General features: G+C 72.8%; 21 protein-coding genes. 13 read left to right on the forward strand and 8 right to left on the reverse strand.

The annotated features are described in order from the left end of the window. Positions 1–105: 105 nt before the first annotated feature. From ACWEVS_RS22940 to ACWEVS_RS22950, 3 genes are read left to right on the forward strand one after another with little or no spacing between them, the layout of a single operon-like run. The gene (locus ACWEVS_RS22940) at positions 106–1125 is read left to right on the forward strand and encodes a FecCD family ABC transporter permease (protein WP_452553193.1); all 1020 of its coding nucleotides are present in this window, start codon (positions 106–108) and stop codon (positions 1123–1125) included. Between the two features lie 3 nt (positions 1126–1128). Next, complete coding sequence (locus ACWEVS_RS22945; RefSeq protein WP_452553195.1) at positions 1129–2202, forward strand: FecCD family ABC transporter permease; 1074 nt, start codon at positions 1129–1131, stop codon at positions 2200–2202. Further along, on the forward strand, positions 2199–3041 hold the full coding sequence (locus ACWEVS_RS22950) for an ABC transporter ATP-binding protein (RefSeq protein ID WP_449927850.1): 843 nt from the start codon (positions 2199–2201) through the stop codon (positions 3039–3041). The genes ACWEVS_RS22945 and ACWEVS_RS22950 overlap by 4 nt, the downstream gene beginning before the upstream one ends. Here ACWEVS_RS22950 and ACWEVS_RS22955 read toward each other — a convergent pair. Further along, a complete protein-coding gene (locus ACWEVS_RS22955) occupies positions 3007–4281 on the reverse strand; it encodes a lysine N(6)-hydroxylase/L-ornithine N(5)-oxygenase family protein (RefSeq protein WP_452553197.1) in 1275 nt (424 codons plus the stop codon). The two genes, ACWEVS_RS22950 and ACWEVS_RS22955, sit on opposite strands and share 35 nt — an antisense overlap. Before the next feature lie 81 nt (positions 4282–4362). On the opposite strand from ACWEVS_RS22955, the gene ACWEVS_RS22960 reads away from it, so the two are divergent. Next, the gene (locus tag ACWEVS_RS22960; protein WP_452553199.1) at positions 4363–5301 is read left to right on the forward strand and encodes a methionyl-tRNA formyltransferase; all 939 of its coding nucleotides are present in this window, start codon (positions 4363–4365) and stop codon (positions 5299–5301) included. Between the two features lie 16 nt (positions 5302–5317). Here ACWEVS_RS22960 and ACWEVS_RS22965 read toward each other — a convergent pair whose 3' ends face one another. Further along, positions 5318–5956 carry a TetR/AcrR family transcriptional regulator gene (locus ACWEVS_RS22965; protein ID WP_449927856.1) on the reverse strand — a complete coding sequence of 213 codons (639 nt, stop codon included), beginning with the start codon at positions 5954–5956 and terminating at the stop codon, positions 5318–5320. Between the two features lie 144 nt (positions 5957–6100). Between ACWEVS_RS22965 and ACWEVS_RS22970 the strand changes: the two genes are divergently transcribed. Next, on the forward strand, positions 6101–6802 hold the full coding sequence (locus ACWEVS_RS22970) for an SDR family NAD(P)-dependent oxidoreductase (RefSeq protein ID WP_449927858.1): 702 nt from the start codon (positions 6101–6103) through the stop codon (positions 6800–6802). A gap of 156 nt (positions 6803–6958) precedes the next feature. On the opposite strand, the gene ACWEVS_RS22975 is transcribed toward ACWEVS_RS22970, so the two are convergent. Both ACWEVS_RS22975 and ACWEVS_RS22980 read right to left on the reverse strand, forming a co-directional pair. Beyond that, on the reverse strand, positions 6959–7612 hold the full coding sequence (locus tag ACWEVS_RS22975) for a class I SAM-dependent methyltransferase (RefSeq protein ID WP_452553201.1): 654 nt from the start codon (positions 7610–7612) through the stop codon (positions 6959–6961). Between the two features lie 77 nt (positions 7613–7689). Continuing rightward, complete coding sequence (locus tag ACWEVS_RS22980) at positions 7690–8331, reverse strand: FMN-dependent NADH-azoreductase (RefSeq protein ID WP_354905137.1); 642 nt, start codon at positions 8329–8331, stop codon at positions 7690–7692. Between the two features lie 88 nt (positions 8332–8419). Between ACWEVS_RS22980 and ACWEVS_RS22985 the strand changes: the two genes are divergently transcribed. Next, positions 8420–8920: a MarR family winged helix-turn-helix transcriptional regulator gene (locus ACWEVS_RS22985; RefSeq protein WP_452553203.1), complete on the forward strand. Its 501-nt coding sequence runs from the start codon at positions 8420–8422 to the stop codon at positions 8918–8920. 50 nt (positions 8921–8970) lie between these two features. Then, positions 8971–9945 carry a DMT family transporter gene (locus ACWEVS_RS22990; protein WP_452553204.1) on the forward strand — a complete coding sequence of 325 codons (975 nt, stop codon included), beginning with the start codon at positions 8971–8973 and terminating at the stop codon, positions 9943–9945. A gap of 134 nt (positions 9946–10079) precedes the next feature. Here the strand turns inward: ACWEVS_RS22990 and ACWEVS_RS22995 are convergent, their stop codons facing one another. Further along, positions 10080–11414 (reverse strand): aminotransferase-like domain-containing protein, encoded by a 1335-nt coding sequence (locus ACWEVS_RS22995; RefSeq protein WP_452553206.1) that lies wholly within the window; start codon positions 11412–11414, stop codon positions 10080–10082. A gap of 92 nt (positions 11415–11506) precedes the next feature. Here ACWEVS_RS22995 and ACWEVS_RS23000 point away from each other — a divergent pair, with 92 nt between their 5' ends. Continuing rightward, entirely contained in the window at positions 11507–12283 is a 777-nt protein-coding gene (locus ACWEVS_RS23000) for an enoyl-CoA hydratase-related protein (protein WP_452553208.1), read from the forward strand. A gap of 113 nt (positions 12284–12396) precedes the next feature. Here the strand turns inward: ACWEVS_RS23000 and ACWEVS_RS23005 are convergent, their stop codons facing one another. Next, on the reverse strand, positions 12397–13254 hold the full coding sequence (locus ACWEVS_RS23005; RefSeq protein ID WP_452553209.1) for a hypothetical protein: 858 nt from the start codon (positions 13252–13254) through the stop codon (positions 12397–12399). A 19-nt stretch (positions 13255–13273) separates the two neighbouring features. On the opposite strand from ACWEVS_RS23005, the gene ACWEVS_RS23010 reads away from it, so the two are divergent. Continuing rightward, entirely contained in the window at positions 13274–13996 is a 723-nt protein-coding gene (locus ACWEVS_RS23010) for a VC0807 family protein (protein WP_452553210.1), read from the forward strand. Between the two features lie 57 nt (positions 13997–14053). Here ACWEVS_RS23010 and ACWEVS_RS23015 read toward each other — a convergent pair whose 3' ends face one another. Both ACWEVS_RS23015 and ACWEVS_RS23020 read right to left on the reverse strand, forming a co-directional pair. After that, a complete protein-coding gene (locus ACWEVS_RS23015; protein ID WP_452553212.1) occupies positions 14054–15031 on the reverse strand; it encodes a DoxX family membrane protein in 978 nt (325 codons plus the stop codon). 23 nt (positions 15032–15054) lie between these two features. Next, positions 15055–16587, reverse strand: a complete 1533-nt coding sequence (locus ACWEVS_RS23020; RefSeq protein ID WP_452553214.1) for an MFS transporter — start codon at positions 16585–16587, stop codon at positions 15055–15057. A 175-nt stretch (positions 16588–16762) separates the two neighbouring features. Here ACWEVS_RS23020 and ACWEVS_RS23025 point away from each other — a divergent pair, with 175 nt between their 5' ends. The 4 genes from ACWEVS_RS23025 (at position 16763) to ACWEVS_RS23040 (ending at position 24061) form a co-directional block, all read left to right on the forward strand. Beyond that, positions 16763–18526: a hypothetical protein gene (locus tag ACWEVS_RS23025; protein WP_452553216.1), complete on the forward strand. Its 1764-nt coding sequence runs from the start codon at positions 16763–16765 to the stop codon at positions 18524–18526. 197 nt (positions 18527–18723) lie between these two features. Further along, positions 18724–20955, forward strand: a complete 2232-nt coding sequence (locus ACWEVS_RS23030) for an AAA family ATPase (protein WP_452553217.1) — start codon at positions 18724–18726, stop codon at positions 20953–20955. Between the two features lie 208 nt (positions 20956–21163). Then, positions 21164–22864, forward strand: coding sequence for an ABC transporter family substrate-binding protein (locus tag ACWEVS_RS23035; protein ID WP_452553219.1), 1701 nt, complete (start codon positions 21164–21166; stop codon positions 22862–22864). Positions 22865–22963: 99 nt separating this feature from the next. Next, the gene (locus ACWEVS_RS23040) at positions 22964–24061 is read left to right on the forward strand and encodes a winged helix DNA-binding domain-containing protein (RefSeq protein ID WP_452553221.1); all 1098 of its coding nucleotides are present in this window, start codon (positions 22964–22966) and stop codon (positions 24059–24061) included. Positions 24062–24112: the final 51 nt, after the last annotated feature.

The following is a 24112-nucleotide window of genomic DNA, read 5'->3' on the forward strand; positions in this document are numbered from 1 at the left end:
ACGCAGACTAAGGTAAGCCTTACCTATCTTCAATCGCCGGAAAAGTCTTGCGCGAGGCACATGAGTGAGGTATGCCTAACCTAAAAAGCGAACGATCGGATCTTCGTGACACAGCAGAGAACCGCCGCGGCACGGCGGCCGCTCCTGATCGCGGCGAGCGCGGGGGTCCTGGTCGTGCTCTGCGCGCTGTCCCTGGCCGTCGGCAGCAGGGCGATCCCGCTCAGCCAGGTCTGGACGGCCCTGGCCGATCCGGCCGCCGTCGACCCCGAGGTCGCGGCCATCGTCGGCGGGACGCGGCTGATCCGCACCCTGGTCGCCGTGCTCGCCGGAGCGGCCCTCGGCCTGGCCGGAGCCGTCATGCAGGGGCTGACCCGCAACCCGCTGGCCGATCCCGGCCTGCTCGGCGTCAGCGCGGGCGCCGCCTTCGGCGTCGTGGTCGCCGCGGCCGCGCTCGGTGTCAGCGGCCTGCTGTCGTCGGTCTGGTTCGCCTTCGGCGGCGCGGCGGTCGCCAGTGCCGTGGTCTACCTGCTGGGCAGCAGGGGCAGAGGCGGCGCCGCGCCGGTCAAGCTCGCCTTGGCGGGCGTGGCCGTGACCTACCTGCTCGACTCGCTGACCGGCGGCATCGCGCTGACCGACCCCGAGGCGCTCGACCGCTACAGGTACTGGTCGGCCGGCTCGCTGACCGGGCACGACGGCGGGACGCTGCTGGTGCTCCTGCCGTTCCTCGCCTGCGGCGCCGTGCTGGCGCTGAGCACCGCGCCCGCGCTCAACAGCCTGTCCCTCGGCGACGACGTCGCCGCCGCCCTCGGCCGCAGCCTCGTGTCCGTACGGCTGCGCGGTGCGCTCGCGGTGACCGTGCTGACCGGGGCGACCGTGGCGGTCACCGGACCGATCGTCTTCGTCGGGCTCGTCGTCCCGCACCTGGTGAGAATCTTCACCGGCCCCGACCACCGCTGGCTGCTGCCCGCCTCGATGCTGCTGGCGCCCTGCCTGCTGCTGGTGGCCGACATCCTCGGCCGCGTCGTCGTGCGCCCCACCGAGCTCGACGTCAGCCTGGTGGCCGCCTTCCTCGGCGCGCCGTTCTTCATCGCCATGGTCCGCCGCCGCAGGCTCGCGGAGCTGTAGCCGATGCCCGGACCGCATCTCACGCGCTCGCGCGACCGCCTGGCCTTCCGGGTGGACCGGCCCGCCGTCTCCGGCGTGCTGCGCCCCCGGCTCGTGCTCACCTGGCTGCTGCTCGCCCTCGTGACGCTCGCTGTCCTCTGCCTGGCCGTCGGCGCGGGCGCGGGCGACTACGCGCTTGCGCCCGCCGCCGTCGTCCGCGCGCTGGCGGGGGAGGGGGAGCGGGCCGACCTGTTCGTGGTGTGGGAGCTGCGGCTGCCCAGGGCCGTGGTGGGTCTGCTGGCCGGGGCCGCCCTCGGGCTGTCGGGCGCGATCTTCCAGGCCGTCACCCGCAACCCGCTGGCCAGCCCCGACATGCTGGGCATCACCCAGGGCGCGGGCGCCGCCGTCGCCGCGGGCATCGTGCTCGGCGCCGGCGCCGGCCTGGGGCTCCAGTGGCTCGGCCTGGCGGGCGCCGTCGCCGTGGGCGTGCTGATCTACCTGCTGGCCTGGAAGCGCGGCACCACCGGCTACCGGATCGTGCTGGTGGGCATCGGGGTCAGCTGGATGTGCGTCAGCCTCACCTCCTACCTGCTGAGCAGGGCGGAGCTCCACCAGGCGCAGAAGGTGCTGGGCTGGCTGGTCGGCAATCTCAACGACCGGGGGTGGGCACAGGCGGGGCCGCTGGCCGTGACGCTCGCCGTCCTGCTGCCCGCGGTGCTCCTGCTGGTACGGCTGCTGCGGACGCTGCGCCTGGGCGACGACGTGGCCGGCGGGCTCGGCACCCCCGTGCAGCGCACCCGCCTGGCCCTGCTGCTGTGCGGGGCCGCGGCGGCCGCCTTCGCCACCGCCGCGGCCGGGCCGATCCTGTTCGTCGCGCTGGCCGCGCCGCAGATCGCCCAGCGCATGGCCCGCACCGCAGGCCCGCCCGCGACCGCCTCGGCTCTCACGGGCTCGGTGGTCGTCCTGGTCGCCGATCTGGTCAGCCAGCGCCTCATGGCCGACTCCGTGCTGCCCGTCGGGGTGGTGACGGGCGTGCTCGGCGCGCCGTTCCTGTTGTGGCAGCTCAGCCGGGCCAACCGGCGGGGCACGGGAGGATGAGACACGTGACGTACCCGTCGCTGCGGGCCAGCGGGCTGACGCTCGCCTATGACGACCGCGTCGTCGTCGACGGCCTTGACCTGGAGATCCCGCAGGGCAGGATCAGCGCCGTCATCGGCGCGAACGCCTGCGGCAAGTCCACGCTGCTGCGCGCCCTGGCCCGGCTGCTGGCCCCCCGCGACGGCGCGGTGCACCTGGACGGCCGCGCCATCCACACCATGCCCACCCGGCAGGTCGCCCGGCGCCTCGGCATCCTGCCGCAGTCGCCCGTCGCGCCCGAGGGGCTGACCGTCACCGACCTGGTCGGGCAGGGCCGCTCACCGCACCAGACCTGGTGGCGGCAGTGGTCGTCGGCCGACCAGGACGCGGTCACGCACGCGCTGGTGGCCACCGGCATGCTCGAACACGCCGACCGGCCGCTGGACGAGCTGTCCGGCGGCCAGCGGCAGCGGGCCTGGATCGCCATGGCGGTCGCCCAGGGCACGCCCGTGCTGCTGCTCGACGAGCCGACGACCTACCTCGACCTGGCCCACCAGATCGACGTCCTCGACCTGGTCGTCGACCTCAACCGCCACCAGGGCCGCACGGTCGTCATGGTCCTGCACGACCTCAACCAGGCCTGCAGGTACGCCGACCAGCTGATCGTGATGAGGGCCGGGCGCGTCGTGGCGGAGGGGCCGCCCGCCGACGTGATCGACGCCGAGCTGGTCGAGCACGTCTTCGGCATGCGCTGCCAGGTGGCGGCCGACCCGGTCAGCGGAACCCCGCTGATCATCCCGATCGGCCGCCACCACGACGGCGGCGTCAGCGCCGGCCCGCGTAGGAACGCGCGCGGCTAATCGAGTGGACGATCTCGCCCACCCGCACGGCGGTGTTCGACAGCAGCGTCGAGGTGATGCCATGGGTGTGCTCGGTGGCGCCCTGCACGTAGATGCCGCAGCGCATCGCCTCCGTCGTGGCGACGCGGTAGTCGCGCTCGATCCGCAGGCCGCCGTCCGGCAGCCGCAGGCAGTGCTCGCCGGCCTCGCCCAGCAGCGTCAGCGGGTCGCCGGGACGGTAACCGGTCGCGTAGACCAGCAGGTCGGCCTCCAGGACCGTGCGCTCTCCCGTCGGCAGGAACTCCACCGTCACCCGGGGCCCTTCGGCGACCTCCACCACCCGGGAGGCGTTGAGGATCCGCAGCCGCTCCACGCCGCGCACCTTCTCCTGGTAGTGGCGCCGGTAGAGCTCGTCGATGAGCTCCAGGTCGACCACCGAGTAGTTGGTGGAGGCGTGGTAGTCCAGCAGCCGCCGCTTCACCTCGTCCGGCGCGGTGTAGAAGTGGTCGACGGCGGCGGGGTCGAAGATGCGGTTGGCGAACGAGCTGTCGTCGGCGGGCGTGTAGCCGTACTTGGCGAAGACGGCGCACACCTCCGCGCCGGGGAAGGTGCTGTGCAGGTGGTCGGTCACCTCGGCCGCGCTCTGGCCCGCGCCCACCACGACCACGCGCCGCGGCTCGCGCAGCGTGGGCAGCCGGTCGAGGAGCTCCTCGCTGTGCCAGACGCGCTCGTCGCTCACCACGCCCGGCGGCAGCACCGGGTCCAGGCCCGCGGCGATCACCACGTTCCTGGTCCTCCTGGTGGTCAGCTCGTCGGAGCAGCCGCCCTGGCGTACCACCACGTCGAGGTACTCGATCACGCCGTCGACGGTCACGGGGGTGACGGCGACGACCTCGGACCGGTACTCCACCTGGTCGGCGAAGGAGGCCGCGGCCCATTCGAGGTAGTCGTGGAACTCCAGGCGCGAGGGGAACATCGTCTTGTGGTTGATGAAGTCGACCAGCCGGCCCTTGTCGCTCAGGTAGCTCAGGAAGCTGAACGGGCTGGCCGGGTTGCGCATGGTGACCAGGTCCTTCAGGAAGGACACCTGCATCGTCGTGCCCTCCATCAGCATGCCGCGATGCCATCCGAAGGCCGGCTGCTTCTCGAAGAAGACCGCGTCGAGCGGGGTGTGTTCCCGTAACGCGATGGCCAGGGCGAGATTGGAGGGACCGAAACCGATGCCCACGAGATCGTGGACGTGGTGCTCCGACGAGGGCATTGATGACCTTCCATGGTTAGGTTAGCCTCTCCTAATTAAGGCGAGCCTAACCTTTTCCGATCCCCCCTACAAGGAGACGCCATGCGGGTCGTGATGTTCGGCTACCAGACGTGGGGCCACCGCACGCTGCGAGCGCTGCTGGACTCGGGTCACGAGGTGGCCCTCGTCGTGACGCATCCCAAGAGCGAGCACGCCTACGAGCGGATCTGGGGCGATTCGGTCGCCGACCTGGCCACGGAGCACGGTGTCCCGGTCCTGGTGCGCGACCGGCCAGGCGACGAGGAACTGATGACCAGGCTCAAGGAGGCCGACCCCGACCTCATCGTCGCCAACAACTGGCGCACGTGGATCCCGCCGGAGATCTTCGCCCTGCCCCGTCACGGCACGCTCAACGTGCACGACTCGCTGCTGCCGGCCTACGCCGGGTTCTCCCCGATCATCTGGGCGCTCGTCAACGGCGAGAAGGAGGTCGGCGTCACCGCGCACATGATGGACGCCGACCTGGACGCGGGTGACATCGTGCTCCAGCGCGCCGTACCGGTGGGCCCCGACGACACCGCCACCGACCTGTTCCACCGCACGGTCGACCTGATCGGCCCCATCGTCGCCGAGTCGCTCGAGCTCATCGCCTCCGGCCGGACGGACTGGACGCCGCAGGACCGCTCGAAGGCCAGCTTCTTCCACAAGCGCTCGATCGAGGACGGCAGGATCGACTGGACCTGGAGCGCCGAGGAGATCGCCCGGCTGGTCCGCGCCCAGTCCGACCCGTACCCCAACGCCTTCACCCACTACAACGGCACGCGCATCAGGGTGCTGCGCGCCTCGGTCTCCCGGGGCAGGTACGGCGGCACGCCCGGCAGGGTGTTCATCCGCGAGGGCGACGGCGTGGTCATCGTCGCCGGTGCCGACGCCCGGCGCGGCCGCAGCCAGGGCCTGGTGATCGAGCGGGTCCGCACGGACGACGACGTCGAGCTGCCCGCGACGGAGTTCTTCACGACGATGGGCGGCTACCTCCGCTAGGGATGCCCGCCGGGGCTCAGGGCCTGTCCGCCGTCGCGTGGCCGGCCTGCTCCGGCTGCGGCTCCGCCGGCGTCATGGGATGGGCGGCCTCGGTGCGCAGGCCGTCCAGGAAGAAGGACAGGCACCGCCGCCAGGCCTGGGGTGCCACCCCCGTCGACTCCCTGATCACCTGCGACATCGCCCAGACCAGCGTCGCCACGTCCTGTGCCGTGAAGTCGGCGCGCAACTGCCCGCTTCGCCTGGCCCGCTCGATGACCTGGTCCACGTCCCGCAGGCCGCGGTGGCAGGCGTCGCTCACCTCGGAGGTGCTGGGGAAGCGCCGGGCGAGCGCGTCGTTGAGCCCGCGGTCCTCGGCCTGCAGCGCGAAGAGCCCTTCCAGGAAGCCGGCGAAGCCGTTCCACGGATCGGGGTCCTCCAGGGCCGCGGCGGCGATCCGGTCCAGGGCCGCCAGCCGTTCGGGGAAGATCGCGTCGAAGAAGGCCTCCCTGGTGGGGAAGTGGTTGTAGAGCGTCCCGATGCTGACCCCGGCCGTGCGGGCGATCTCTTCCAGCGGCACGTCGAGGCCGCGTTCACCGAACAGCTGGGTCGCGGTGACCAGCAGCTTGTCGCGGTTGCGTGCGGCGTCGGCGCGCAGGGGTCGTGATCCCGTGGCCATGTTTCCCATCCCATTAACTCGAGGGCGCCCTCAGATTATGTTACCGTCGACATAACCTGAGGGCGCCCTCGAGTTATTTGTCACTGCGACTCGGAAGGCAGCACTGTGTCCTTTTCCACGTCTCAAACCGCCCGCGGGACGGCTGTGGTCATCGGGGTGGGGCCCGGCCTCGGGCTGTCCGTCGCCCACCGCTTCGGCCGCGAAGGCCACACCGTCGCCCTGGTCTCCCGTACCGGCGCCAGACACGCGGGGTACATCGCCGGCCTGGCCGAGGAGGGGATCGAGGCCGCCTCCTTCCCCGCCGACGTCCGCGACGGCGACCAGCTCCGCTCGGCGCTGGAGGCCGTCACCGCGCGGTACGGCGGCATCGACCTGATCTACTACGGTCCCGGCGCGATCGACGGGCCCCGGCCCAGGCCGATCACCGAGGCCGACACGGCCGGGGTGCGGGAGGCGATGAGCTGGGTGTACCCGGCCATCGACGTGACCGGCACGGTGCTGCCCGGCATGATCGAGCGCGGCGCGGGCGGGCTGCTGTTCGCGGGCGGGCTCAGCGCCGCCGTGCCGATGCCCGCGCTCGGCGACCTGGCCGTCTCCTCGGCGGCGCTGCGCAACTACGTCCTGACCCTCAACGCGGGACTGGCGGGAACGGGGGTCTACGCCGGGATGCTCACCATCGGCGGGCTGATCGAGCGTGGCGACATCCACCAGCTGGTCACGTCGCAGCCGGAGCAGTTCGGCGACGTGGGGGACAAGACGCTGAACCCCGACGCCATCGCCGACGCCGCGTGGCAGATGTACACCACGCGCGACCGCGCCGAGACGACGTTCAGCGCCTTCGCCTGACCCGATACCCGCGGTCGGCCCGCACGTCCCCGCGTGCCGCCCGCATGTCCCCGATGCCGCCCGCACGTCTCCGCGTGCCGCCCGCACGTCCCGGCGCTCGGCCCGCACGTCCCCGCGGTCGGCCCGCACGCACGTCCTTGTGCGGGCCGACCGGGCTCAGCCGGCCCGCCTGCGGGCCAGCAGGTGGGCCTGCGGGAAGCCCCTTTGGGCGTCCTCCTCCGGGGCCGACACCAGCCGGGCCACCTCAGCGATCCCGGCCTCACGCAGCAGGCCGGCGATCCGGTCGGGCGGCCACCGGTAGGCCGGGGTCACCTTGTGGTCGAACATCTCCGCCGGCCCCGCCGGATCCTCGTGGGCCTGGAAGGAGACGAGCAGGTGGCCGCCCGGAGCCAGCACCCGGCCGAACTCGGCGAAGATCTCCGGCAGCCGCTCCGGCGGGGTGTGGATGATCGAGTACCGGGCCAGGATCCCGGCGAGGGAACCGTCCGCCAGATCGAGGGCGCCCATCGAGCCCACCTCGAACCGCAACTCCGGGTGCGCCCGGCGGGCCAGCGCGATCAGCTCCGGCGACAGGTCGACGCCGAAGGCGGGCAGCCCGCGATCGTGCAGCTGGGCCGTCACGTGGCCGGGCCCGCAGCCGAGGTCGGCGACCGGCCCGCCCCCCGCCGCCCGCACGACGTCGGCGAACACGGCGATCATGGCATGGTCGAAGGTCAGGGTCGGGAACACCGTGCTGTTGAACTCGGTGTACGGAACGGCGGCCAGGTCGTAGGCCGCGCGGGTGGCGCGAAGGAAGTCCGGTTCGATCACGGGTGACCACCGTAGTCCTCCGGGGCCGCGGCCGAGGCCTTCCCGGACGGCCGCCGCGGCCCCGAGGCGGCGGGCCGTCAGACGAGTGCCGCTCCGCTGAGCCTGCGCGCGTGCTCCCTGGCCGCGGCGTGCGCGGCGGCCTGAGAGGCGGCCGCCGCCTCCCGCAGCGGCGCCATCGCGGGCGTGGTCTCGGCCAGCGTCAGCTCGGCGGTGATGACGTGGAGGTCCAGGCCGAACACCTCGGTCAGGATCTTGCGCAGGTAGGGGTCGGCGAAGTCCCAGCCCTCCCTCGGCGTGCCGGGGCCGTACGCGCCGCCGCGCGACAGGACGAGCGTCGCCGGACGGCCGGCGACGGGACTGTCGGCCGGGCTCATCCCGAACGTCCGGCCGGGGATCAGGACCTGGTCCAGCCACGCCTTGAAGGTCGACGGGGCGCCGAAGTTGTACATCGGCACCGCGAACAGGTACGCGTCCGCCTCCAGGAGCTCGCGCACCAGCGCGTCCTGCAGGAAGGAGGCCGTCGCCTGCTCGGCGTCGTGGTCCTGGGCGGGGGTGAGGCGGGCGCTGATGCCTGAGGCCGTCAGGTGCGGGATCGGCCGGGAGCCCAGGTCGCGGTAGGCGACGGTGCCCTCCCACGCGTCCTTGAACGTCTCGGCCACCCCGCGGGAGACCGAGCCGGCGGGTACGGCGGAGGCGTCGATGTGCAGCAGATGAGCCACGATGATCCCTTTCGTCTGTTGAAAAGATAATCTGTGAGACAGATTGTCTGTCCATCAGCTTATCTGTCAAGTGAAGTAACATCGGGCCATGAAGACTGAGCACGGGCTCCCCGCCGGATTCGACACCAACCTGGGGTGGCTCATGGGACAGGTCTTCCACGCGCACCTGACGGCCGCGCAGCACGCGCTCGCCGATTTCCCCGGTTCCCAGCGCGGCTACATGGTGGTCCACGCGGCCGTCAACGGCTGCGCCCGCAACCAGATCGACATGGCCAACCAGCTGGGCCTCGACCGCACCGTGATGGTCTACCTGGTCGACCAGCTCGTGGCCGCGGGGCTGGTCGAGCGCATGCCCGACCCCAACGACAGGCGCAGCAGGGTCATCGTCGCCACCGACGCGGGCAGGGCCAGGCTCGAGGAGGCCGCGCGGGTGCTCGGCCTGGTCGACGAGCACGTGCTGCGCGCGCTCGACCCCGACGAGCGCGGGCGCTTCCGCGACATGCTCCGGCGTCTGGCCGCCCACCATCTGGCCAACGGCGGCAACGAGCACGACGCCTGCGTGGTCGCCGAGGCCGTCGCGGACAAATAGGGATATTTCCCTACATCGTGCGCGTGGCTCATCGCTACGCTCATGACCTCGTGAAGAGCACCCCCATGGGCCGCTGGCTGCCCGCTTTCCTGCTGCTCGCCCTCATCTGGGGCAACAGCTTCTTTTTCATCAAGGTGGCCGTCGGCGCCCTGCATCCCCTCCAGATCTCCTTCGGCCGGATGGCCATCGGCGCGGCGACCCTGCTGGCCGCCCTGGCCGTCAGCCGCAAGGCGCTGCCGCGCGATCCACGCCTATGGGGACACTTCCAGGTGGCCTCGGTGGTGCTCACCACGCTGCCGTTCACCCTCTTCGCCTACGGCGAGCAGTACGTCTCCTCGGTCGTGGCCGCCATCTGGAACGCCACCACCCCGCTGTGCACGCTCGCCTTCACGCTGCTGCTGCGCACCGAGAAGCCGAACGCCGGCAGGGTCGCCGGGCTCGGCCTCGGATTCGCGGGCGTCATGGTGGTGCTCGGCGTGTGGCAGCCCATGGACGGCGGCCAGCTCGGCGGCAGCCTGGCCTGCTTCGGCGCGGCCCTCTGCTACGGCATCGGCGGCTCCTACCTCGGCCGTTTCGTCACCGGACGCCGCACCGAGGCGCCCGTCGTGCTCGCCACGGGGCAGCTGATGAGCGGCACCCTCCAGCTCGCGGTGATCACCTCGCTGGCGGGAGTGCCGCTCGTCGACCTGTCCGCGCCGCCCGCGGTCTGGTGGAGCATGCTCGGCCTCGGCGGGCTCGGCACCGGCGTCGCCTACCTGCTGCTGTACGGCGTGCAGGCCAGGGCGGGGGTGACCACCACCTCGACGGTGACCTACCTGCTGCCGGTGTTCGCGGTCGTGTCGGGGGTGCTCCTGCTGGGGGAGGGCCTCACCTGGAACCAGCCGGTGGGCGCGGTGGTGATCCTGCTGGCCATCGCGATGACCCAGGGGATGGTCCGCCTCGGCCGTACCCCGGCCGCCGCGGCGCCCCGGACCGAACCCGAACCCGAACCCGAACCTGAACCCACGATCCCCTCCAGGACGTGACGGCGTGCACCGGCCGCGACGGGATACGACCCATGGGTTCCTTGAGCGGCTGGGCGCCGTCGTGGTCGCAGCACCTGGGCGCATGGACGGCGAAGAGGAGGGCCTGGTCCGGGCGGTATCCGCCCCGACGGCGGTTACGGCGGGATCGCCTCGATAGCGTCCCGCAGGCGGTGCAACGCCGGCCCGAGCTCGCCCAGCGGTGGCGTGCCCAGCGCCAGCCGGAGCGCGCGGGGACGGTAAGGCCCGGTGGCGAAGGCGTCGGCGGTGGACACGAGGATCCCTTCCTCCGCGAGCACGGCCGTGACGTGGTCGGGACGCTGGTGCGGCGCCAAGCCGAGCCATACCACGTAGGACGCCGGGTGTGCCGTGACGTCCATGCCGGCGAGCGCGGCGCGGGCGATGTCCTGCCGGGCGGTGGCGTCCTGGCGACGGGCCTTCTCCAGCTGCGCGACCGTGCCGTCGGCGATCCAGCCGGTGGCGAGTGCGGTGATGAGTCCCGGCGCGCCCCAAGCCGCCACGCGCAGGCTCCTGGTGACGGCCCGGACGTGCCGGTCGGGGACCACGGCGAAGCCGAACCGCAGGCCGGTCGCCACGTTCTTCGACAGGCCGGCGACGTAGCAGGTGCGTTCGGGGGCCAGGGCCTGCAACGGAGGGGGCGGTGCGGCCTCGAGGAACGCGTACGTGCCGTCCTCGACGATCACGCAGTCGCAGGCGCGGGCTGTGGCGACGAGGCGGGCGCGCTGGTCTCGGTCGAGCACCCAGCCGAGGGGGTTGTGCACGGTGGGGATCGCATAGATCGCGCGGACGGGCCGCGTACGGCACAGCCGGTCGAGCGCGTCGAGGTCCGGACCCGTCGCCGTCAAGGGGACCGGAGCGAGGTCGAGGCCGTGCGCCGAGGCGAGAGCCGTGATGCCGGGATAGGTGAGCGCGTCGACGGCCAGGACGTCGCCGGGCCGGGTGAGCGCGCGGAGCACGGTGTCGAGCGCCTGCTGGGTTCCGCTCGCCAGCAGGACGTTCGCCGGCACGGTGTCGATCCCGCGGCCGAGCAGGTAGGTGGCCACGATCGCCCGGTGATGCCCGCGCCCGCCCGGCGGGTCCTGCCGGAGCAGCGACTCCACCTCGCCCGACGTCGCAAGGGCGCGCAGGGCCAGGCGCAGCAGATCGGCCTGCCCGTCGGCCAGCGGCTGATTGAACGACAGGTCGGCCACGCGCGGCACCGGCAGAGCGCGCGATGGCTCCAACCCGTCGTAGCCGGACAGGACCCGGACGAACGTCCCGCGCCCCGGCTCGCCGACGACCAGACCCATGGCGGCCAGCTCGGCGTAGACGCGGCTGGCCGTGGCCAGCGCGATCCGCCGCTCGCGAGCCAGATCGCGGTGCGTCGGCAGGCGGGTACCGGCGGGGAGCACGCCGGAGCGGATCGCCGCGACGTACTCGTCGACGACGGCTCTGTAGGACGGGGGCCGCATACCGGACCTTGTATCTAGGACAATAAGTGGATTGTCCTAGATTATGGCTCCTAACCTCGGTGCGTCCACGCGCGAGCGAACGGAGCCCAGGTATGACCGTCCACATCCACCAAGACGACCATCTCGTCACGATCACCATCGATCGGGAACGGAAACTCAACGCCCTGGATTACCCGACGATCGATGCGCTGCTGGCCGCGCTCGACCGCATCGAGTCCGACGACCGCGCCCGCGCCGTCATCGTGACCGGCGCCGGCCACAGGGCGTTCAGCGCGGGCGCGGACATCCCGTCTCTCGCGCGGAGCATCGCGGGCGGGAGCGAGCGCGCCCTGCGCGAGATCGTCCGGCGTGGCCACGGGCTGACCCGGCGGATCGAGGAGTTCCCCAAGCCGGTGATCGTCGCGGTCAACGGCCTCGCCTACGGCGGCGGTTGCGAGATCGTCGAGGCCGCCCCGCTCGCGATCGCGGCCGAGCACGCGATGTTCGCCAAGCCCGAGATCACCCTCGGCTTCCCTCCGCCGTTCGGCGGCTCCCAGCGGCTGCCGCGCCACGTCGGACGCAAGCACGGCCTGGAGATGATCCTGACCGGCGACCCGATCCCGGCCTCCCGCGCCGCCGAGATCGGCCTCGTCAACGCCGTCGTACCCGCCGACGACCTCCTCGACGCCGCACGGAACCTGGCCGCCCGGATCGTCCGGCACGCGCCGACCGCCGTGGCGGCCTGCCTGCGCGCGGTCACCCGGGGCGTCAACCTGCCGATCGACGAAGGGCTCGCGGTCGAGGCGGCCTGCTTCGCCGCGACCGTGCCCACCGACGGCGTGCGGACCGGGCTGCGCCGGTTCCTCGACCGCTCCGCCGTGTCCGGCTAGCCCGTCGGGAGAGCCACGCCGCGGCGACCGTGCTCCGCGACTGTCCCTGGCATGTCGCGCGAGCACGGCGAAGCGACGGCCGAACGGCCGGCGTCATGCGAGTGACGGTCGTGTCAGGACCCGGCGAGGACGCGCGCCACGTACTCCTGCGACGGCGGCCCGAAGCGGGCGAACACCTCGCCTATCGCGGCGTGCAGGGCGGGCAGCCCCCAGTCGTCAGGCAACAACTCCTGCGGTAGCGGGGGCGCCCGCAGGGTGTCCACCAACGCGCCCCCGAACAGCCGGATGTAGGCCGCCAGCGCTGCGCCGTTCGGCTCGACAGGTGTCATCGGCTCCCGGGCGGCGGCTCGCAGCCGAACGGCGTGCTCGTGGAAGCGGCTGTTCAGTTCGCCCAGTTCCCAGGCGCGATAGGCGACGTCGGCCGCGTCCGCCGTCGACAGCCCGACGCGTCCGTAGTAGACGGTCCCCGCGGGCGGCTGGCCGCCCAGTTCCTCCAGGAGGTGGGCGCGGCGGTCGGCCGGTGAGATCAACACGCCTGGCTGCATGAGCCCGTAACGGGCGAGGGTGGCGGCGCGGCGCAGCCGGTCGCGGTAGGCGCGCTGGGACTCGGGGACGGTGTAGAAGACCGCGTGGAAGTAGCCGTCCCAGACCGGCGGCGGCCCGGCTCGCCGGTCCCGGGCCCGCCGGAAGTCGGCCAGGAAGTTCCCGGCCAGGTGGTAGTCGGCCCCCCGGCCGCGCGGCGTGGCGGCGAGCAGGCCGTCACGCCGCATCCGGGCGATCAGCGAACGCGCCGCGCCCTCGGTCAGTCCCACGTCGGTGAGGAGCCGTGTCAGGACGGTTCCGGGTAGCTCCTCGCGGCCCGCCACCCCATAGAGGAACGGGACAAGTCCAATGTTGGCACCGCGTGAGACATTTGCCGGACCCTGCTGACCTGTTACGCTTTTGCTCACGTTCGTGAGCTTAGTCGACATATGACGAGTGGGGATCGAGATGACACAGAACAAGGCGCAGGGCGGCAGAGGTGGGGCGGTGCTGGTGAATCTCGTCCCCTCGATCCTGTTCGGCGTGGTCCTGCCGTTCGTGACCTACGGGATGCTGACCGACCGCGGCTTCGCCCCGGTCACCGCGCTGCTGCTGGCCTCGCTGTGGCCGGTCGGGGATCTGGTCCTGTACCTGGCGGTCAAACGGCGGGTGGACGAATTCGGACTGATGATGCTGGTCCTGCTCCTGCTCGGCGCGCTGAGCGCGGTCGCCTACAACACGACCGAGCTGTTCTTCGTCAAGGACTCGGCGATCACCGGGCTGCTGGGGCTGACGTTCCTGGGCAGCCTGGCCCTGCGCCGGCCGATCATGTTCTATCTGGGCCGCAAGTTCGGCACCGACGGCACGCCCGAGGGTCTCGCCGCCTGGAACGGCCTGTGGCAGTACCCCGGCTTCCGCCGCACCCAGTACCTGATGACGACGGTGTGGGGGGTGAGCTTCCTGCTGGAGGCGATCGTGCGCATCCCCCTGACCTATGTGCTGCCGACCGCGACGATGCTCCTGGTCAACAACGTGCTGCCGATCGCGGTGGTGGCGGCGTTGGTGACATGGACGATCTTCATGGCGAAACGGGGCCGTGCTCGCTCGGCCGCCGCGACGGCGGCCATGACGCTCGAGAAGCAACAGAGCACGGCCCCGATGCCCGCCGGACCCCGGTCGGCCGAGGGCTGACCCGACGGATCGCGGTTGTCCAGGTTGGGATGGCGGGCGGTAGGCGGCCGGGACCGTTCATCCGGCCGGGTCGGCAGGCTTTCGTGACCGGCCGCGCCCGCCCTTGGCGCCGTCGGTGGCCTTCCGGCCCGCCACGAGGGTGTCGCCCGGCAGCGGCGGCTCGACGGCTTCGGACCCGGAGGAGCGGCCCGGTCGCGGATGTGGCGCGGTGTCCTCGCCGGCCCCGCCGTCCCCACCCGCCGCCAGAGACGCCGGCGGGGATGACGCAGGGGGAGGCACCGGGGACGGCGCCGCGGGCGCGGCGGACCTGGATGCCCGTCCCGGCGCCACGGCCGCGGGACCGCTCGCGCCCGCCGCGCTCACGCCGTGCTCGCGAAAGGTCTCGGAACCGCCCGAACCCTCGCCGTCACGGGCCCCCGCACGATCACGCTGGTCACGGGCCTCCGCCCGGTCACGCACGATCTCGTGGTCACCGATCACCTCGCGGTCACGGCCGGTCTCGCCGTCCCGGCCGGACTCGCGGTCGCGGGCGGTCTCGCCGTCCCGGCTGGACTCGCGGTCGCGGGAGGTGCCGGGCTCGCGCAGGGCGTCGATGACGGAGTCGGCCTCGTTGTCGGCCGCGAACTCGTCGGCCGCCTGGGCCTCCCGGCGTCTGATCACCACCATGTGGTCCACCGAGATCCGCCCCGCTCCCGTCACCGCCAGCAGGACGGACGCCGCGCCCAGCGCCACGACCAGGTTGGTGTCGACCGGGTTCAGCGGCCGGGCGACCAGGAAGACGGCCAGCGTCTCGGCGAACAGCAGCAGCCCCAGCACCGGCGTGAACAGCCCGGCCACCAGCAGCGCGCCGCCGATCAGCTCGGTGAGCATGGTGATCGCCGCCCATGCCCCCGGCGCGGGGGCGCCCTGGGCGGCGAACTGGGCGCCGGTGGCGGTCAGGCCCACTTCGAGCTTGTGCCAGCCGTTGGCGAAGAAGAGCCCGCCGACCCCTAATCTGGCGGCGAGCGTGGCGAGATCGTGGAGGGTCCGTCTCACGGTATTCCTGTGACCTGAGCGGGTCATTCCAAACCTCGGTCACGCCGGATGAGCACGGCCACGGCGGCCGAGGTTGCGGCGAGCAGGACCACGGAGACGATGATCGTCGTGTGCAGGGCGTGGACGAACGCCCACCGCGCCGCCTCGAGCAGCGCGGCTCCCGCCTCGCCGCCCGTCTGCCTGGCCACGTGCGCCGCGGCGGCCATCGACTGCCGCGCCTGCTCCATGGCCTGCGCGGGCACCCCCGTAACGGTGGGCACGCCCGGCGCGTAGACCACCGCGGTGATCGTGCCGAGGACGGCGACGCCGAGCCCGGCACCGAGCTCGTAGGCGGTCTCCTCGATGGCGGCGGCACCGCCCGCCCTGGACTCCGGCGCGGCCGACATGATCGTGTCGGAGGCGGCCAGCAGCGCCACCTGCAGTCCGAAGCCGATGCCGACGAAGCAGACCGCCAGCAGGAACGAGTGGGGCTCCACGCCCCACGCCAGGGTCGGCGTCAGCGACACCGCCACCAGCGCGAGACCGCCGCTCATCGTGGCGCGCATGCCGATCCTGCGCAGCACCGCCGCGGCGGCCAGCCCTCCGGCGATCGCCGACAGCACCAGCGGCAGCATCCTGAGCGCCGCGCGCAGCGGGCTGTCGCCGAGGACCAGCTGCAGGTACTGGGCGAGCATGAGCTGCAGCCCGACCAGGGAGAAGACGCCAAGCAGCACGCCCGCCACGCCGGTGGCGAACGCCCTGTCCCTGAAGAGGCCGACGTCGAGCAGGGGATACGGCAGGCGCCGCTGCCGCCGTACGAACCACGCGAGCAGCGCCGCGCCCGCCAGCAGCACGGCGACGGCGCCCGGGTGGCCGGAGCCCGCCTCCTTGATTCCGAAGGCGACGGCCAGGATGCCCAGCACGGACAGGACCGCGCTGGTGGCGTCCCACGGACGGCCCGTGCGCTCCCGCGACTCGGGCAGCAGGAGATGGGCGGCGGGCAGCAGGGCCAGCAGGATGGGCACGTTGATCAGGAAGACGGCGCCCCACCAGGAGTGCTCGACCAGCAGCCCGCCGATCAGCGGGCCGATGGCCGCGCCCGCGGCGGCCACCGCGCTCCAGACCCCGAGGGCGATCGCCCGCTCGCGCCGGTCGGTGAAGACCTGGCGGATGATGGACAGGGTGGCCGGCATGATCATCGCGCCGCCGACCCCGAGCAGGGCTCGCGCGAGGATGAGCGTCAGCGGGGTCGGCGCGAACGCGGCGCCCGCGGAGGCCAGGCCGAACACCACGTATCCCCACAGGACCAGGCGTTTTCGGCCGTAGCGGTCGCCGAGCGTGCCGAACATGATCAGCAGGGGGGCCACGACCAGCGAGTACGCGTCGATGATCCACAACAGCTCGACGGAGGACGGCTCCAGCGCCGCCGTCAACGCGGGGACGGCGATGTGCAGCACCGTGGCGTCCACGGTGATGAGGAGCAGGCTGAGGCAGAGCAGGACCAGAATTGACCAACGGTTGGTCCCGCGCGCCGTTTCGGCCCGCCGCACACCTGGCGCGCTCTGCAGGATCGTCATGCGACGTCCATGACAGGTTCGCCTCGGTCATGGAACATGCGTGGCAGCTTAGGCGATGTCCGGCACGTGGCACACCCGGATCGACTGATCACATGGAGTGGTTCCACCTCTCTAGTGAGATACAGCCATATGTCCTGATCTATCGCAACGACCTGCGCGAACGGATCATGGAGCGGTGGGGAGCGACGGCGAGGAACCGGATTCCGCTGCCGGATGGTGCGCCGTCGCTCTCGCCCACCTGTCCGCCGAGCGCCCCGAGGCCGCGCTGGAGGCCGCGCGGCGAGCCGTCGCCCTCGAGCCCGCCGACGAGTGGCCGCACCGCCTGGCCAGCCTCGCCCTCGAACGGCTCGGCGGCGACGCCGAGGCCGTGCGGGAGGCTGAGCGCGCCGTGCGGCTGGCGCCAGGCTCGTGGCAGGCACGGCTGCGGCTCGGCGCCGCCCTGCGCCGCGTCCCCGGGCGCTGGCGCGAGGCCGCCGGCAGCGCCGCGGCGGCGGCCCGGTTCGCCCCGGAGGCGCCCGAACCCCATGCCATGGCCGGCGACCTGGCGCTGCTGCGCGGCGAGCATCGACGCGCGGCGGCCGCCTACCTGGCCGCGCTGCGCAGGAACGGCGCGCACGCCCCCGCCCGCGTGAACCACGGGCTGGCCCTCCTGCGCTGGGACCCGCCGCGCGCCCACCACGACCCCGCCTGGACCATCGACCCGCGCGAGACCGGCCGGGCCAGGCGCGCCCTCGAGGTCTGGTCGCGCCAGGCCCGCCTGCTGCCCGCCGTCGCCACCGCCGCCTCGGGCCTGCTGGTGGTCACTGGTCCGGTCCCGGCCGCGCCGCTGGGACTGGCCGGCATCATCGCCCTCGTCCTGGTGGGCGCGGCGAGCGTCCGCCAGGCCCGCAGGGTGCGGATCTGGTCCGTCGTCCCCGTCATGCTCGGCCGCGACCGGTGGTTCGGCCTGTCGGTGGCGACGGCGGGCATCGCCGTCCTCGCCTACGCCGCCTCCCTGCTCGTGCCCCTCGCCGACCCGCTCTGGGCGGGTTTGGCGGGAATCGTGCTGCTCAACGCGCCCGTGCTGGCCGTCCTGCGCGTGCTGTCGGAGGCCTGGCGCGGCAGGCCGGTGCTCGCCCTGGCCCAGCTGTCGGCCGCCTACGGCGAGCGCGCCGCGCGCCGGGACGTCGTCGTCGCGCTCTGGATCGTGCTGGTCAGGTCCTGGTCCGCGCTGGCGGCGCTGGCGGCGGCCGCCATGGTGGCCCAACCCGCGGCGGGGCTGGCCGCGCTCGCCCTGCCGTACCTGCTGGCACGGGTCAGGCGGCGCGGAGGGCTGGCCGGTCTGGCCGCCTCGGGCGCCGACAGGTGGCTGGTGGCGGCGGTCGCGCTCACGCTGACCGCCGCGCTGGCCTGTGCGGCCGGGGGAGCGGCGAGCCTGGTGACCGTGCTCGTGCCTGGCGGCGAGCAGGTGGGCGCGTGGGCATGGCGCCTGGTGCTCGGCGCGCTGGCCGCGGCGGCCGCGGTGTTCGGGCTGCGCGCGGCACGCGCCTGGTGGCGCGGCGCGCCGGGCCCGTGGCGGGCCGCCCTGATCATGGCGGAGCCGGTCATGGAGGGGGCGGGCCCGCCGGTGCGGCTCACCCCGGAGACGATGAAGGCCGTCACGTCCTCCCGTGAGATCGTGCTGGCCTGCGCCGACCCCCTCGGCCCCCGCGCGCTGGCCGTCGGCGCCGTCACCTCCGTCACCGCCTCGGGCGAGCTGCGGCTGATCGCCGGAGCCGAGGCGTGGGAGGCGGTCGAGCGCGACCCGCGCGTCGCCCTGTTCGCCGCCGACGCGGCGCACCGCCGCCTCTGGGCGGAGATCCGCGGCGTCGCCCTGCCCGACCCCGAATCCGACGTGCTGCGCGTGACGCCCCAGCAGGTCCTCGTGGGCGAGTTCCCCGGACGGCACCAGCGCCGGTAGCGGCACTCCGAATCGCCGCGTCCACGCGCGCCGTATAGCGCGGCGGCGACGTCTGTGCGGTATAACCGGGGTCGAACCGGGGAGGCGTGATGCGGGACTCCGACAGGACTCGCTCTGCGGGGCGGGCCGCGGCGCGAGATCTGTTTGAACAGGTACGGCTGCGCTATTTCCGCCTCCCGCCCGCCATACGCAGGGTGATGCACATCGGCGTCCTGGTCGGCGCGGTCGGTCTGGCGGCCGCCATGGGCTGGGACCTGTTCAAGACCTTCCTCGTCACGCTCGTCCTGCTCGGTTTCGTCGCGCTCACCCTGCGCTTCCCCCGCGCCGCCGCCACCGCGCTCGTGCTGCTGGGATGGGGCTGCCTGCTGCCGGTGTTCGTGATGCTGTTCCCCGCGCCGTCCATGGCGCCCACCCTTCTCATGGTGCTCGCGCTGCCCGTCGCGGCCGGCGCGCACCTGATCCGCTGGGTGCCGCCCTGGGTGACGGCGCTGATGGCGCTGCTTCCCGCGGGCGCGCTGGCCGCCGCGCTGTCTCCCGTCTCCGACGGCATCGCGGTCTGGGCGTCGTACGGCGCGGCCGCCGCCGTCCTCGTGCACCGCTTCGTCCTGGCCCGCAAGGCCCGCGCCGACCTGGTGGCGGAGGAGCCCGTCCGGGTCAGGGCGCGCGAGGCGCAGCCGGGCCATCCGCAGCACGCCGACAGGGCCGCGCCGCCGCCGCCGATCTCGGTGGAGGACGCGCTGGCCGAGCTGGAGGGCATGGTCGGCCTGGCCCCGGTGAAGGAGCAGGTCCGCTCCATCGCCGCCTCCATCGAGGCCTCCAGGCTGCGCGCCGAGGCCGGATATCCCGCCGACCGGCCGACCAGGCACTTCGTCTTCGTCGGGCCGCCGGGCACGGGCAAGACCAGCGTCGCCCGCTCGGTCGCCAAGATCTTCTACGCGTTCGGCCTCCTCGAGACGCCCTACGTGGTCGAGGCGCAGCGGGCCGACCTGGTGGGGGAGTTCCTCGGCGCGACGGCGATCAAGACCAACGAGCTGGTCGACCGGGCGCTGGGCGGGGTGCTGTTCATCGACGAGGCCTACAGCCTCATCAACTCCTCGGAGGGGCAGCCCGACAGGTTCGGCGCGGAAGCCGTACAGACCCTGCTGAAGCGGGCAGAGGACGACCGCGGGCACCTGATCATCATCCTGGCGGGCTACGAGCAGGAGATGACCTCCTTCCTGGCCTCCAACCCGGGGCTGTCGTCGCGGTTCGCCACCAGGGTCCGCTTTCCCAGCTACTCGCCCGCCGAGCTGCTGGAGATCACCGACCTGCTGCAGAAGCGGCGCGGCGACCGGCTGGCCACCGAGGCCAGGCCCGCGCTGCTCGGCCTGTTCGAGGACGTCCAGCGCCGCGGCCTAGTCGACGAGCTCGGCAACGCGCGCTTCGTGCGCAGCCTGGTCGAGGCCGCCGCGCAGGCCCGCGACGTGCGCGTGGTCGGGGCGGGCGGCACGCCGAGCACCGAGGACCTCACGACCACGACGGTCGCCGACGTCACCAAGGCCTTCAACGAGCTGACCGCCCGCTTCCGCGGCTACACCGCCACGCCCACGCTGGAGGAGGCGCTGGCCGACCTCGACCGCATGGCCGGCCTCGAACCCGTCAAGCGGCAGGTCCACGCCATCGCCGCCCAGCTCCAGGTGTCCCGCATGCGGCAGGAGCGGGGGCTGCCCACGCCGCCGCAGATGCGGCACTTCGTCTTCGTCGGCCCGCCCGGCACAGGCAAGACCACCGTCGCGCGCGTCATCGGCCGCATCTTCGCCGCGCTCGGCCTGCTGGCCCGGCCCGACGTGGTCGAGGCGCAGCGCGCCGACCTGGTCGGCCAGCACCTCGGCGCGACGGCGATCAAGACCAACGAGCTGGTCGACCGGGCCCTGGGCGGGGTGCTGTTCGTCGACGAGGCCTACGGCCTGGTCAACCCCGGCTACGCGGGCGGCGACGCCTTCGGCGCGGAGGCCGTCCAGACGCTGCTCAAGCGGGCCGAGGACGACCGCGACAGGCTGGTCGTCGTCCTGGCCGGTTACGAGCGGGAGATGGACCGCTTCCTGGCCACCAACCCCGGCCTGGCCAGCCGCTTCAACCAGAAGGTCGCCTTCCCCAGCTACTCGCCGCGCGAGCTGTCCGAGATCGCCGTGCTGCTGGCCGAGCGCTCGGGCGACCACTTCGACGAAGCGGCCCGCACCGACCTGGACGAGGTCTTCACCTGGGTCTGCGGCGAGCGCCTCATCGACGGCCTGGGCAACGGCCGCTTCGCCCGTTCCCTGTTCGAGCGGGCCGCCATGCGCCGCGACGTACGGCTGGCCGCGCTGGGCCAGGCCGCCAGCGAGTCGGAGCTGACCACCATCACCAGCGACGACGTGCGCGCCGCCGTCGACGAGCTCGCGGGACGCTGACCTCCTCCATATCGATCGCAGGGTGTATCTGTTTGGCTACGATCGGTGATGATGGCGGGGCTCATGTCTCGGGCCCCCGCGTCCATCTGGTCCGCCGGCCTGGGGCGGGAACGTTCCAGACGGCGTAGCGCGCCGCCGGGGACGGCCCTCCCGCCTCCGGTGCCGCCCGCCACCACGCCGCCGCGCCCGAGGCGATCCAGGAGGAACAGTGAGAACATCCCGGCTCGTCGCGCTCATGGCCGTGGCAGGCGCGGTGGCCCTGGCCGCCTGCTCGGGCGGCGAACCGGCCGCCGGAGGGCCACCAGGGCACAGGGCGGCCGCGGTCAAGGCCTTCGACATCAACCCCGTCGACCGCGCCCGCGTCAAGGACGGCGGCACGCTGCACTGGGGGATCGGCCAGTACCCGGCCCAGTGGAACGTCCACCACGTCGACGGCGGCCTCATCGACGCCAAGAACGTCGTCGACGCCCTCATGCCCACCCCTTTCCGCAGCGACGAGAAGGCGGTCGTCAGGGCCAACCCCGACTACCTCCTCGGCGGCGAGGTCACCGCCACCGCCCCCCGGCAGGTCGTCACGCTGACCCTCAACCCCAAGGCCCACTGGTCCGACGGCAGGGCCATCACCTGGCAGGACTACCAGGCCCAGTGGAAGGCGATGAACGGCGCCGCCGACGGTTTCCGCGCCGGCTCGACCACCGGCTACCGCGACATCGCGTCCGTCGCCAGGGGCAAGGACGACTTCGAGGTCGTCATCACCTTCGCCAACCGCTTCGGCGACTGGCAGTCGCTGTTCACCCCGCTCTATCCGAGGTCCACCAACGGCTCGGCGGAGACCTTCAACCGCGGGTGGGTGAACCGCATCCCGGTCACCGCGGGGCCGTTCAGGTTCCAGGCTCTCGACAGGACCGCCAAGACCGTCACCCTCGTGCGCGACCCGGCGTGGTGGGGCGAGCGCGCCAAGCTCGACCGGATCGTCTTCCGCGCCATGGACGCCGACGCGCTGGTCGGCGCCTTCGCCAACGGCGAGATCGACACCTTCGACATCGGCCCGTCCGCCCCCGGCTACGCCCGCTCGAAGGCCACCCGGGGCGCCGTCGTACGGCGGGCCGCCGGTCCCGACTTCCGCCACATCACGATGAACGGCCAGAGCGCCGTGCTCGCCGACGCCGGCGTGCGCCAGGCCATCGCCATGGCGATCAACCGCCGCGCGATCGCCGAGTCGGACCTGCGGGGCCTCGACTGGCCGGTCACGCTGCTGGACAACCACTTCCTCATGAACACCCACGAGGGCTACGAGGGCGGCGCGGGACGGGTGGGCGACCACGACCCGGAGCGGGCCAGGGCGGCCCTCGACGCGGCGGGGTGGAAGCTCAAGGGGCAGACACGCGTCAAGGACGGCAAGGAGCTGAACCTGCGCTTCGTCATGCCGGCGGGCTCGCAGCTGACCAAGTCGGAGGGCGAGCTGGTGCAGCACATGCTGATCCGGCTGGGGGTGAAGGTGACGCTGCAGGCGGTGCCGGCCGACGACTATTTCCCGAAATACATCATTCCCGGCAATTACGACATAACAGCTTTTTCGTATCTCGGGACGCCGTATCCGGTTTCCAGTGGGTACGGCACGTACGCCGACGCGACGACCGACGCCAAGGGCGCCCGGCAGTGGAACGCGAACGTGGCCCGCATCGGATCACCCGAGATCGACCTGGCCATGCAGCGGGCCACGGAGGAACTGGACGCCGGCAAGGCCCGCCAGGCCACCATCCTGGCCGACCGGCTGATCTGGGACGAGGTCAACGTCCTGCCCCTCTACCAGCGGCCGCAGATCGTGGCGACGAAGGCGGCGCTCGCCAACATGGGGGCGCGGGGGTTCTACGACCTGAGATACCAGGACATCGGCTTCACCTCCTGACTTGCCGCGCCTGGCGCCCCGTCCTTGCCGGGGCGGGCGTCCGGCGGCATGCCGTACCGGCCGGCGGTTGTGTCGGTGGCGCCGTGTAGAAGTGGATCCGTGAAACTGACCTGGCCCCAAGTCCTCTCCTGGCGACTGCGCCGCCAGTTCGTCGCCGCAGCCGACGGCCCCGGCGCGGTGGAGATCGCCCGCAGGCTCTGCGGCCTGCAGAACCAGGTCGCCTCCTCCACCCGGCAGGCCGTCGCCGTCCGCAGCGCCACCCCCGACCCCGGGCAGCTTGACCGTGCCCTCTGGCAGGACCGCACCCTGGTCAAGACCTGGATCATGCGCGGCACCCTCCACCTCGTCCCCGCCGAGGACCTGCCCGACTACTGCGCGGCCCTCAGCACCCTGCGCTTCTGGGAGAAGGGGTCGTGGCAGCGCGGCCACGGCGTCACCGCGGCGGAGACCGAGGCGATCATCGACGCCGTCCCCCGGGTCCTCGGCGGCGCCCCCCTGACCCGCGACGAACTGGTGGAGGCCGTCGTCGACCGCACCGGCGACGACCACCTCCGCGAGGCCCTGACCTCGGGCTGGGGCGTGCTCCTCAAACCGCTGGCCCGCCTCGGCGAGCTCTGCTACGGCCCGCCGCGCGAGGGCAGGGTGACGTTCACCGCCCCGCGCGCGTGGCTGCCGTCATGGCCCGCCGCGCTGCCACCCTTCGAGGAGGCGGGCGTACGGCTGGCGCGCGCGTTCCTCGCCGCCCACGGCCCCGCCTCGCCGGAGGCCTTCGACACCTGGCTGTTCGGCGGCGTGGCCAGGAAGGGCGTGCTCAAGGGCTGGTTCCGCGACCTGGCCCCCGAGCTCACCGAGGTCGACGTGGAGGGCACTCCGCTGCTGGCACTCACTGAGCACCTCGACGACCTGGCGGCCACCGAGCCTTCGCAGGCCGTGCACCTGTTGCCCGGTTTCGATCAGTACATCCTGGGCGCACCCCGATCCCTGGAGCCGCTCATCCCCGCCGGCGTCAAGTCCAAGGTGAGCCGGGCGGCGGGGTGGATCTCGCCGGTCGTCATCTACCAGGGCCGCGTGGCGGGCGTCTGGGAGAGCAAGGACGGCGAGCCGGTTCTCGAGCTCTTCGAACCGGTCCCCGAGCAGCCGCTCGCCGCGGCCGTCGCCAGGCTGCGGGCCGCCACCGCGCAGGATCCCGGCGCCTGACGAACCGGGAGGCGACCAGCCGTCGGGGAAGAGGGCGGCGCGCCGAAGGGG

This window comes from Nonomuraea sp. NPDC003754, assembly GCF_053605785.1.

Bases quoted from the DNA above. Each gene is read 5' to 3' on its own strand.
- ACWEVS_RS22945 (WP_452553195.1), top strand. From the start codon at position 1,129: ATGCCCGGACCGCATCTCACGCGCTCGCGCGACCGCCTGGCCTTCCGG.
- ACWEVS_RS22950 (WP_449927850.1), top strand. From the start codon at position 2,199: ATGAGACACGTGACGTACCCGTCGCTGCGGGCCAGCGGGCTGACGCTC.
- ACWEVS_RS22955 (WP_452553197.1), bottom strand. From the start codon at position 4,281: ATGCCCTCGTCGGAGCACCACGTCCACGATCTCGTGGGCATCGGTTTC.
- ACWEVS_RS22960 (WP_452553199.1), top strand. From the start codon at position 4,363: ATGCGGGTCGTGATGTTCGGCTACCAGACGTGGGGCCACCGCACGCTG.
- ACWEVS_RS22965 (WP_449927856.1), bottom strand. From the start codon at position 5,956: ATGGCCACGGGATCACGACCCCTGCGCGCCGACGCCGCACGCAACCGC.
- ACWEVS_RS22985 (WP_452553203.1), top strand. From the start codon at position 8,420: ATGAAGACTGAGCACGGGCTCCCCGCCGGATTCGACACCAACCTGGGG.
- ACWEVS_RS22995 (WP_452553206.1), bottom strand. From the start codon at position 11,414: ATGCGGCCCCCGTCCTACAGAGCCGTCGTCGACGAGTACGTCGCGGCG.
- ACWEVS_RS23000 (WP_452553208.1), top strand. From the start codon at position 11,507: ATGACCGTCCACATCCACCAAGACGACCATCTCGTCACGATCACCATC.
- ACWEVS_RS23005 (WP_452553209.1), bottom strand. From the start codon at position 13,254: ATGTCGACTAAGCTCACGAACGTGAGCAAAAGCGTAACAGGTCAGCAG.
- ACWEVS_RS23010 (WP_452553210.1), top strand. From the start codon at position 13,274: ATGACACAGAACAAGGCGCAGGGCGGCAGAGGTGGGGCGGTGCTGGTG.
- ACWEVS_RS23020 (WP_452553214.1), bottom strand. From the start codon at position 16,587: ATGACGATCCTGCAGAGCGCGCCAGGTGTGCGGCGGGCCGAAACGGCG.
- ACWEVS_RS23030 (WP_452553217.1), top strand. From the start codon at position 18,724: ATGCACATCGGCGTCCTGGTCGGCGCGGTCGGTCTGGCGGCCGCCATG.